Below are 8784 nucleotides of genomic sequence, written 5' to 3' on the forward strand. Positions count from 1 at the left end.
GGCTAAGCAGAGAGGGAGGGGGGGGGCTCTCAGCGGGTGTGAATAATACCAATAGGGTTATGCAATTGTCACTCCGCTTTGGCTGGTCAGCTCGACGTCATGTGGTGGTGAGGCCGCCGCAGACGGTACGGCGCGTGTGGCAACCCGTGTGATCGGGATTTTTCCAACCCGGTATGAAATTTGCTGTGGTGTTCAGACCGGTCTCAACACGGCTTGATTGAAACGACTATGGAACGAGCGCCTGCCTCCTTGTCATCGCGATTACCCGCCAGCCTGTCAACCGGCTGGCATGCGGCACTGGAACTGGGCTATGCCCGTCGGCCTGGCGGCACGATTCCGGTGCAGCGCCGCCATGTCGGCCCGTTACGGGTGCAAAAGCATTTCATCGATGCGGCTGGAACGTGCCAGCACATCATCGTGCACCCACCCGGCGGCATCGCCGGCGGCGACCGGCTGTGCATCGACGTCTCGCTGGAAGAGGGCGCCGACGTGCTGATCACCAGCCCAGGTGCCGCCAAGTGGTATGACGGTTTCGGCCGGTCCGCCAGCCAGTCCGTCACGCTCGCGCTGGCCGACGGCGCCCGGCTGGAATGGCTGCCGCAGGAAACCATCCTCTACGCCGGCGCAGACGTGCGCCTGGAAAGCCGCATCCGGCTCGCGGGCGACGCCCGGCTGCTGTACGGCGATGTGACCTGCCTCGGCCGCCCCGCCTGTGGTGAGCGCTTCGACCACGGGCAGTGGCGCCAATGCGTCGAGATCGAGCTCAACGGCCGGCTGATCTGGTGCGAGCACGCCGTGCTGCCCGGCGCCAGTCCGCTGCTCGCCTCGCCGGTGGGGCTGGCCGGCCACAGCGTGGTCGCCACCCTGGTCTGGGCCGGCCCGGCCTTGCCGGATGAACTGCATCAGGCTGCGCTGGAGGTGGAAACCGTGGGCCGCGCCGCCGCCACGCAACTCCCCGAGGTCTGGCTGGCACGCTTCATCGGCGACTCCGCCGAGGACGCGCACCGTTGGCTGCGCCAGCTGCGCGCCTTGATCCACCCCTTCACCCACGGCCGCCCGGCGTCATCGCCGCGCATCTGGGCGACCTGAACCAACACAACGGAAAACAACATGGAACTGACCCCCCGCGAGAAGGACAAGCTGTTGATCTTCACCGCCGGCCTGCTGGCCGAGCGGCGCCGTGGGCGCGGCCTCAAGCTCAACTACCCCGAGGCGGTGGCCTTCATCAGCGCCGCCATCATGGAGGGCGCGCGCGACGGCAAGACTGTGGCCGAACTGATGCACTACGGCACCACCTTGCTGACGCGCGACGAGGTGATGGAGGGCGTGCCGGAGATGATCGGCGAGATTCAGGTCGAGGCGACCTTTCCCGACGGGACCAAGCTCGTGACCGTCCATCAACCCATCGTTTAGGAAAGGGCCATGCCCCTGCGGCGCAGGCGCGATCACGGCTTGGGCACTGCTCGGAATCCTCATGTACACCACGTACATGCCGGTTCCTGTACGGTGGCCGCACCGTGTTGACGTTTGCGCGCGACAGGTTCTGCCCCTCTCCAGGAGAAGACGCATGATTCCCGGACAAATCCTCGCCGCGCCCGGCGAGATCGAACTCAACGTTGGCCGAAGCACGCTCACGCTGACCGTGGCCAACACCGGCGACCGCCCGATCCAGGTCGGCTCGCACTACCACTTCGCCGAGACCAACGATGCGCTCGCCTTCGACCGCGAGGCCGCGCGCGGCTTTCGCCTCAACATCCCGGCCGGCACCGCGGTGCGCTTCGAACCGGGCCAGACGCGCACCGTCGAGCTGGTCGAACTGGCCGGCGCACGCGTGGTGTACGGCTTCCAGGGCAAGGTGATGGGGGCGCTATGAAAATCAGCAGGCAAGCCTACGCCGAGATGTTCGGCCCCACCGTCGGCGACAAGGTGCGCCTCGCCGACACCGAGCTGTTTCTTGAAGTCGAGCGTGACTACACCCTCTACGGCGAAGAAGTGAAGTTCGGCGGCGGCAAGGTCATTCGCGACGGCATGGGTCAGGGCCAAAGGTTGGCCGAAGAAGTGGCCGACACCGTCATCACCAACGCCCTGATCCTCGACCACTGGGGCATCGTCAAGGCCGACCTCGCGCTCAAGAACGGCCGCATCGCCGCCATCGGCAAGGCCGGCAACCCGGACATCCAGCCTGGCGTCGACATCGTCATCGGCGCCGCCACCGAAATCATTGCCGGCGAAGGCATGATCGTCACCGCCGGCGGTATCGACACTCACATCCACTTCATCTGCCCGCAGCAGATCGACGAAGCGCTGATGTCCGGCATCACCACCATGATCGGCGGCGGCACCGGTCCGGCCACCGGCACCAACGCCACCACCTGCACGCCGGGGCCTTGGCACATGGCGCAGATGCTCAAGGCGGCCGAAGCCTTCCCGATGAACCTCGGCTTCACCGGCAAGGGCAACGCCAGCCTGCCCGAGCCGCTCAGGGAACAGGTACGCGCCGGCGCCATCGGCCTCAAGCTGCACGAAGACTGGGGCACCACCCCGGCGGCCATCGACAACTGCCTGTCGGTGGCGGACGAAATGGACGTGCAAGTGGCGATCCACACCGACACGCTCAACGAATCCGGCTTCGTCGAGGCCACGCTGGCCGCGTTCAAGGGCCGCACCATCCACACCTACCACACCGAAGGCGCCGGCGGCGGCCACGCCCCGGACATCATCAAGGCCTGCGGCGAACTCAACGTGCTGCCGAGTTCCACCAACCCGACACGGCCCTTCACCGTCAACACCATCGACGAACACCTCGACATGCTGATGGTGTGCCACCACCTCGACCCCGCCATCGCCGAGGACGTGGCCTTCGCCGAGAGCCGCATCCGCCGCGAGACCATCGCCGCCGAGGACATCCTGCACGATCTGGGCGCCTTCGCCATGATGTCGTCCGACAGCCAGGCCATGGGCCGCGTTGGCGAAACCATCCTGCGTTGCTGGCAGACCGCCGACAAAATGAAGCGCCAGCGCGGCCCGCTCGAGGGCGACGCCTCCGGCAACGACAACGCCCGCATCAAGCGCTACCTCGCCAAGTACACCATCAACCCGGCCATCACCCACGGCATCGCGCACGAAGTCGGCAGCATCGAGGTCGGCAAGCTGGCCGACTTGGTGCTGTGGAAGCCGATGTTCTTCGGCGTCAAGCCGAGCCTGATCCTCAAGGGCGGCATCATCGCCGCGGCGGCGATGGGCGACGCCAACGCCAGCATCCCGACCCCGCAGCCGGTGCACTACCGGCCGATGTTCGGCAGCTACGGCGGCGCCATCGCCGCGGGCAGCGTCACCTTCGTGTCGCAGGCGGCGCTTTCGGCCAACGTGGGCGAGGCTTTGGGGCTGAAAAAACGGCTGGTGGCGGTCAAGGGCTGCCGCAGCCTCAAGAAAACCGACCTGATCCACAACGACTACCTGCCGAAGATCGAGGTCGACCCGCAGAACTACCAGGTCAAGGCCGACGGCCAGCTGCTGTGGTGCGAGCCGGCCGACGTGCTGCCGATGGCGCAGCGCTACTTCCTGTTCTGACGGGGATGGGATGAGTCTTGCGGGCGGGCACAACGCCGTGTGTCCGCCTTGCCACCTGGATGCTACGTGAAGGAGACACCATGCTGGTGATTACTAAGCGCGCCGACGACCCCAGCCTCTGGGACGCCGAGCTCGTCATGAGCTTCGAGCTGCGCAGCAAGAGCCGGCTGCGCACCACCGCCAGCAGCGGCGAGGACGTCGGCCTGTTCCTGGAGGCCGGCCAGCCGCTGCGCCACGGCGAGGTGCTGCAGGCCGAAGACGGCCGCCGTGTGCGCGTCGTCGCTGCACCCGAAGCGCTGCTGCACGTAACCTGCGCCAACCCGCGCGAACTGTGCCGTGCCGCCTACCATCTGGGCAACCGCCACGTTCACCTCGAAGTGGGCGAGGGCTGGCTGCGCCTGCTGGACGACGAGGTGCTGGCGCAGATGCTGCTGCAACTGGGCGCCCGGGTCGAACGCCTGTCGGCGCCGTTCAACCCCGAGCACGGCGCCTACGGCGGCGGCCACCATCACTCGCACGGCAAGGAGGCGGCGTTCCAGTACGCCCCCAAGCTGCACCAGTACGGGCCCGGCGCATGAATGGCGGCATCACGCAGTTGCAACTGTTGCGCCTGTCCAGCCCCGGCCTACCGATCGGCGCCTACAGTTATTCGCAGGGACTGGAGAGCGCGCTCGACCTCGGCCTGGTGCACGATGCCGAGAGTGCCCGGCACTGGCTGCACGACGTGCTGCATGGGCCATTGAGCCGCTTCGAGGCGGTGCTGCTGGCTCAGGCCTGCCGCGCGCTGGCCGCCGGAGACGAGGCCGGGCTCGACGCCATCAACCAGCGCCTGTTGGCGAGCCGCGACAGCCGTGAACTGCGGCAGGAAACCGAGCAGATGGGCTACTCGCTGCGCCAGCTGCTCGCCGCGCTGCCCGAGAGCCAAAGCCAGCCCTGGCCGTCCACCCTGGCCGACGCGCCGGTGGCGGTGCCGGTCGCGTGGGCGGTGGCGGCACGCACGCTGGGGTTGGCCGAAGACGCCGTGGTGACGGGCTACCTGTGGGGCTGGCTGGAAAACCAGGTGATGGTGCTGCTCAAGGCCATGCCGATGGGGCAGACCGCCGGCCAGCGGCTGCTGTCGGCGCTGCTGCCGGAACTGACCGCCGCCGTGCAAACGGCACGCACGCTGCCCGAAGACGAACTCAGCAACTTCGCCCCCGGCCTCGCCTGGGTGGCGATGAAACATGAAACGCAGTACAGCCGGCTGTTCCGGTCTTGAGAACCTAAGGAGAACATCATGCAAAAAGCCCCGCTGCGCGTCGGGATCGGCGGTCCGGTCGGTTCCGGCAAGACCCATCTCACCTGGGCGCTGTGCAAGGCGCTACGCGATATCTATAATGTCGCCGCCGTTACCAATGACATCTACACCCAGGAAGACGCGCAATTCCTGGTGAAGAACGAAGCCCTGTCGCCCGACCGCATCATCGGCGTGGAAACCGGCGGCTGCCCGCACACCGCGATCCGCGAAGACGCCTCGATCAACCTCGAAGCCGTGGCCAGGCTCAACGCCCGCCACCCCGGCCTCGACGTGATCTTCATCGAAAGCGGCGGCGACAACCTGGCCGCCACCTTCAGCCCGGAACTGTCCGACCTGACGATCTACGTCATCGACGTCTCGGCCGGCGACAAGATCCCGCGCAAGGGCGGGCCGGGCATCTGCAAGTCCGATCTCCTGGTGATCAACAAGATCGATCTCGCGCCGCTGGTTGGCGCCTCGCTGGAGGTGATGGAGCACGACGCCAAAAAGATGCGCGGCGAGCGGCCGTTCGTGTTTTCCAATCTCAAGAGCGGGCAGGGGCTGCAGGACATCATTCGCTTCATCGAAGACAAAGGCATGCTGACACTTAACAAGGAAGGAACCACCCATGCGTAAACACTCCCTGATCCCGGCAGCGCTGCTGCTGGCCCTGAGCGCCGCCGCCCAGGCCCACCCCGGCCACGGCGTCAGCGGCCTGGACAGTGGTTTCGTCCACCCGTTCTCGGGTCTGGACCACCTGCTGACGATGCTGGCCGTCGGCCTGTGGTCGTGGCAGATCGGCGGCTCCGCGCGCTGGCAAGGCCCGCTGACCTTCATGCTGATGCTGGCCGTGGGCGGCGCGCTGGGCTGGGCCGGCTTGGCCGTGCCCGGGCTGGAAACCGGCATCGCCGCCTCGGTGGTGGCCACCGGCATGCTGGTCGCCTTCGCCGCGCAGCCGGGCCGTACCGCCGCGCTCGCTGTGATCGGCGTCTTCGCCGTGCTGCACGGCATGGCGCATGGCCTGGAAATGCCGGGCAGCGCCTCCGGCCTGGCGTATGCCGCCGGTTTCGTGCTGGCCTCCGGCCTGCTGCACGCCGCCGGTTTGCTCTTGGGCGCCGGCCAGGCGCGCGTGCGCGCCAGCCGCCTGCTGGTGCGCGGCGCCGGCGTGGCGATCTCGGCCAGCGGCGTGGCCCTCTTGGGCGGCTGGATCTGAACCCACCCCGTCCAACACCACAGAACGCCCCGACATGGGGCGTTTTTTATGCCCACTCGCCAGAAAAAGAACAACCTATTGGTCCAAAAGTCGCAATTTGGGACAATAGATTGATACAAGCATCGCCGGGCAGCGCACCGCGCCCCATAGCGCACGACGTGGAGCCATCACACCACAGGACATAGAAAAGACCAACCTATTAGTCCATAATCGGTGAATTGGACCAATAGGTTGAACTCCATGCCAAAACGCAACCTGCTCAAGCTGAGCCCGCTCCCGATAGAGGCCCGGTTCGCCCTGGAAGCCTTGGGCGAGCGCATCACCCAGGCCAGGAAGGAGCGCCGTCTGTCGCAACGCGAAGTCGCCGAGATGCTCGGCATCTCCAAGACCACCTACGTCTCCATCGAACACGGCCGCGACTCGGCGCAGATCGGACACTACGCCCGGGCGGTCTGGCTGCTCGACGTGCCGGGCACCTTCCTGCCGGTGCCGGAAGATGACGTTCTGGCGCTGGAGAAGGGAAAACCATGAGCGAGGCACCGGTCCATGTCTGGCTGCCCGGTCAGGCCGTCTCGTCGCTGGCGGGGGCGTTCACGCTCGATGCCAGGGTCTCCCGGTTCCACTACGACGACGGCTACCGCGAGCAAGGCGGCCCCGCGCTGGCGCCGGACATGCCCGTCAGCAAGGCCACCCACAAGATCGCCGGCCGGGACCCGATTTTCCCGATCATGCTCGACAGCGGGCCCGACGACTGGGGCCACATGCTGCTTGAGCGCCGCCTGGAACGAGAAGTATCGCGTCTCGACGCCCTGACCCTGGGGCCCGCCGATGGCGCCGGCAACATCGTGCTCGGCCATCTGACGCCGGACCGCTTCGAGACGATGTCGCTCGCGGCGTTCCAGGCCGTGCTGGCCGACCTGCCGGAGGCACAGGACCCGGCGAGCCAGCGGCACCGGGAGCGCGTCATGCAGTCGGTGTTCCAGGGCACCAGCCTGGGCGGCGCCAAGCCGAAACTGACCCTCGAGCGAGACGGCGTGCAATACATCGCCAAGTTTCCCGAGCGCGGCGACGATCCCTTCCTGCCGCAACTGGAACTGGCCATGCTGCGCCTGGCGCGGGACTGCGGCATCGACGCCTGCGAGGCGGAAGTGATTGAACCGGCGCCGCATCGCTACGCGCTGCTGGTCAAACGCTTCGACCGTCACGCGCAGGGCACGGGATTCACCCGCACCGGCTACGTCAGCGCCTGGTCCGTCGCCCGGCTGGATCAGCATCAGGAGAAGAGGGAAGACCAGGCCCTATTGGCCACCAAAGGCTTTACCCCGGCCATGTACGCGCGCAGCTACGTGGCGCTGGCCGGCCACATGATGCGTTGGTGCGGGGACGGCGAGCGCTACCGCGCCAACCTCCGTGAACTGTGGCGGCGGATCGTTTTCAACTCGCTGATCCGCAACACCGACGACCACCCGCGTAACCACGGCCTGCTGTGCGGCAGCATGGACCCGCACCAATGGGGACTGTCGCCGGCCTTCGACATGGTGGCACAACGCTCCGCCGGCATCGTGCCGGGCCACGCCATGGCCTACCTGTTCGACGAGCCCACGCGCGGCAGGAAGCACGCGCAGCGCCGGCTCGTGAGCGCCTCCAGCCGTGCCGACCTGCTTCTCGCCGCCACGCTGCACTACGGCTACGAACGGCACGAGGCGGAAAGCGTTCTTGATGAAATGCGGGGGCTGGTGCGGGGCAAGTGGCGGGAGTATCTGATTAGCGCGGGGATGCCGGCCGAGGAAACCGACCGTTATGCAAAAACATTGGGGCTGGATTTCGATTGAGCGTCACGCTTGCTTGAGTCCCGGGAGCCCCGCCGGGCTTTTCCTGGCATGGGGCCCATTGTCGTGGTCATGCAGGCGCCACAACCGGCAACGCCTTACTCATCAAGGTATTGCATGAGCACAATGCCGGCATGAATATCACGTGCTGATACGGACCCGGCCGGTTCGCTTACTCGCGGTCAGCTTCATAGGGAGGGATAAGGAAAGTGGCAAATACCGAGCATTTCCCCGCCGAAGGCGGTTGTGACTGTCGACACGTTCGCTATCGCATCGAAACCGCGCCACTGGTCGTGCACTGCTGCCACTGCCGCTGGTGCCAGAGAGAGAGCGGGGCCTCCTTCGCCCTCAATGCCATGATTGAAGCCGACCGAGTCACGCACTTGTCTGGCGAGCCTGAGGTTGTCGACACCCCATCGGCAAGCGGCCAGGGGCAAAAGATTGCTCGATGCCCCAGGTGCCACGTGGCGGTGTGGAGCAGCTATGCCGGTTCGGGGCCGATACTGCGCTTTGTGCGTGTCGGCACATTGGACAATCCGGATTTGCTCCCGCCGGACATCCATATCTACACCTCAACGAAGCAGCCCTGGGTCATCATTCCGGATACCGTGCCGTCCTTTACCGAGTACTACGATCGCGCGCAGTACTGGTCAGCGGCGAGCCTGGAGCGGCGCCTGGCGATACTCCCACAGATTCAGGCTTATCAAGCCGGGCGTCAGCGGGCCTAATTGGCGGGCTATCCCAACTTCGTGGCATTCCCTGTGCGCCGCGTCGCGCACCACGTCGCCGGTCTCGGTTAATAGCGCAAGCATGAAGCTGGAGCCACACGCTCTCGCAGGCTTTGGGCTTGGCTGAAGCGCCGCGGGCAGGTGAGGCGGGGGCTTCCTCTTGGGAAG

11 protein-coding genes are annotated in these 8784 nt (G+C 66.4%); all 11 read left to right on the plus strand.

Going from position 1 to position 8784, the window contains the following annotated elements:
- The first annotated feature begins 228 nt into the window (after positions 1 to 228).
- Positions 229 to 1089, plus strand: a complete 861-nt coding sequence (locus tag AC3WG5_RS15280) for an urease accessory protein UreD (protein WP_492569373.1) — start codon at positions 229 to 231, stop codon at positions 1087 to 1089.
- A 21-nt stretch (positions 1090 to 1110) separates the two neighbouring features.
- Complete coding sequence (gene ureA, locus AC3WG5_RS15285) at positions 1111 to 1413, plus strand: urease subunit gamma (RefSeq protein WP_492569375.1); 303 nt, start codon at positions 1111 to 1113, stop codon at positions 1411 to 1413.
- A gap of 154 nt (positions 1414 to 1567) precedes the next feature.
- Positions 1568 to 1873, plus strand: a complete 306-nt coding sequence (locus tag AC3WG5_RS15290; protein WP_008954170.1) for an urease subunit beta — start codon at positions 1568 to 1570, stop codon at positions 1871 to 1873.
- The gene (gene ureC, locus AC3WG5_RS15295; protein ID WP_492569377.1) at positions 1870 to 3570 is read left to right on the plus strand and encodes an urease subunit alpha; all 1701 of its coding nucleotides are present in this window, start codon (positions 1870 to 1872) and stop codon (positions 3568 to 3570) included. The genes AC3WG5_RS15290 and ureC overlap by 4 nt, the downstream gene beginning before the upstream one ends.
- A gap of 80 nt (positions 3571 to 3650) precedes the next feature.
- Positions 3651 to 4148 carry an urease accessory protein UreE gene (ureE, locus tag AC3WG5_RS15300; protein ID WP_482581808.1) on the plus strand — a complete coding sequence of 166 codons (498 nt, stop codon included), beginning with the start codon at positions 3651 to 3653 and terminating at the stop codon, positions 4146 to 4148.
- Positions 4145 to 4828: an urease accessory protein UreF gene (locus tag AC3WG5_RS15305; protein WP_492569378.1), complete on the plus strand. Its 684-nt coding sequence runs from the start codon at positions 4145 to 4147 to the stop codon at positions 4826 to 4828. The genes ureE and AC3WG5_RS15305 overlap by 4 nt, the downstream gene beginning before the upstream one ends.
- A gap of 18 nt (positions 4829 to 4846) precedes the next feature.
- A complete protein-coding gene (ureG, locus tag AC3WG5_RS15310; protein WP_492569379.1) occupies positions 4847 to 5482 on the plus strand; it encodes an urease accessory protein UreG in 636 nt (211 codons plus the stop codon).
- Positions 5475 to 6059 carry a HupE/UreJ family protein gene (locus tag AC3WG5_RS15315; protein ID WP_492569380.1) on the plus strand — a complete coding sequence of 195 codons (585 nt, stop codon included), beginning with the start codon at positions 5475 to 5477 and terminating at the stop codon, positions 6057 to 6059. Before ureG ends, AC3WG5_RS15315 begins: the two co-directional genes overlap by 8 nt.
- Positions 6060 to 6299: 240 nt before the next feature.
- Positions 6300 to 6590 (plus strand): helix-turn-helix domain-containing protein, encoded by a 291-nt coding sequence (locus tag AC3WG5_RS15320; protein WP_008954176.1) that lies wholly within the window; start codon positions 6300 to 6302, stop codon positions 6588 to 6590.
- Positions 6587 to 7891, plus strand: coding sequence for a type II toxin-antitoxin system HipA family toxin (locus AC3WG5_RS15325; RefSeq protein WP_492569381.1), 1305 nt, complete (start codon positions 6587 to 6589; stop codon positions 7889 to 7891). Before AC3WG5_RS15320 ends, AC3WG5_RS15325 begins: the two co-directional genes overlap by 4 nt.
- Positions 7892 to 8097: 206 nt before the next feature.
- Entirely contained in the window at positions 8098 to 8616 is a 519-nt protein-coding gene (locus AC3WG5_RS15330; RefSeq protein WP_492569382.1) for a GFA family protein, read from the plus strand.
- Positions 8617 to 8784 lie beyond the last annotated feature (168 nt).

Source organism: Pseudogulbenkiania sp. FW507-F1, from assembly GCF_058781125.1.

Excerpts from the sequence above, each read along its gene's own strand:
- AC3WG5_RS15280 (WP_492569373.1), top strand. The coding sequence starts at position 229 with ATGGAACGAGCGCCTGCCTCCTTGTCATCGCGATTACCCGCCAGCCTG.
- ureA (WP_492569375.1), top strand. The coding sequence starts at position 1,111 with ATGGAACTGACCCCCCGCGAGAAGGACAAGCTGTTGATCTTCACCGCC.
- AC3WG5_RS15290 (WP_008954170.1), top strand. The coding sequence starts at position 1,568 with ATGATTCCCGGACAAATCCTCGCCGCGCCCGGCGAGATCGAACTCAAC.
- ureC (WP_492569377.1), top strand. The coding sequence starts at position 1,870 with ATGAAAATCAGCAGGCAAGCCTACGCCGAGATGTTCGGCCCCACCGTC.
- ureE (WP_482581808.1), top strand. The coding sequence starts at position 3,651 with ATGCTGGTGATTACTAAGCGCGCCGACGACCCCAGCCTCTGGGACGCC.
- AC3WG5_RS15305 (WP_492569378.1), top strand. The coding sequence starts at position 4,145 with ATGAATGGCGGCATCACGCAGTTGCAACTGTTGCGCCTGTCCAGCCCC.
- ureG (WP_492569379.1), top strand. The coding sequence starts at position 4,847 with ATGCAAAAAGCCCCGCTGCGCGTCGGGATCGGCGGTCCGGTCGGTTCC.
- AC3WG5_RS15315 (WP_492569380.1), top strand. The coding sequence starts at position 5,475 with ATGCGTAAACACTCCCTGATCCCGGCAGCGCTGCTGCTGGCCCTGAGC.
- AC3WG5_RS15320 (WP_008954176.1), top strand. The coding sequence starts at position 6,300 with ATGCCAAAACGCAACCTGCTCAAGCTGAGCCCGCTCCCGATAGAGGCC.
- AC3WG5_RS15325 (WP_492569381.1), top strand. The coding sequence starts at position 6,587 with ATGAGCGAGGCACCGGTCCATGTCTGGCTGCCCGGTCAGGCCGTCTCG.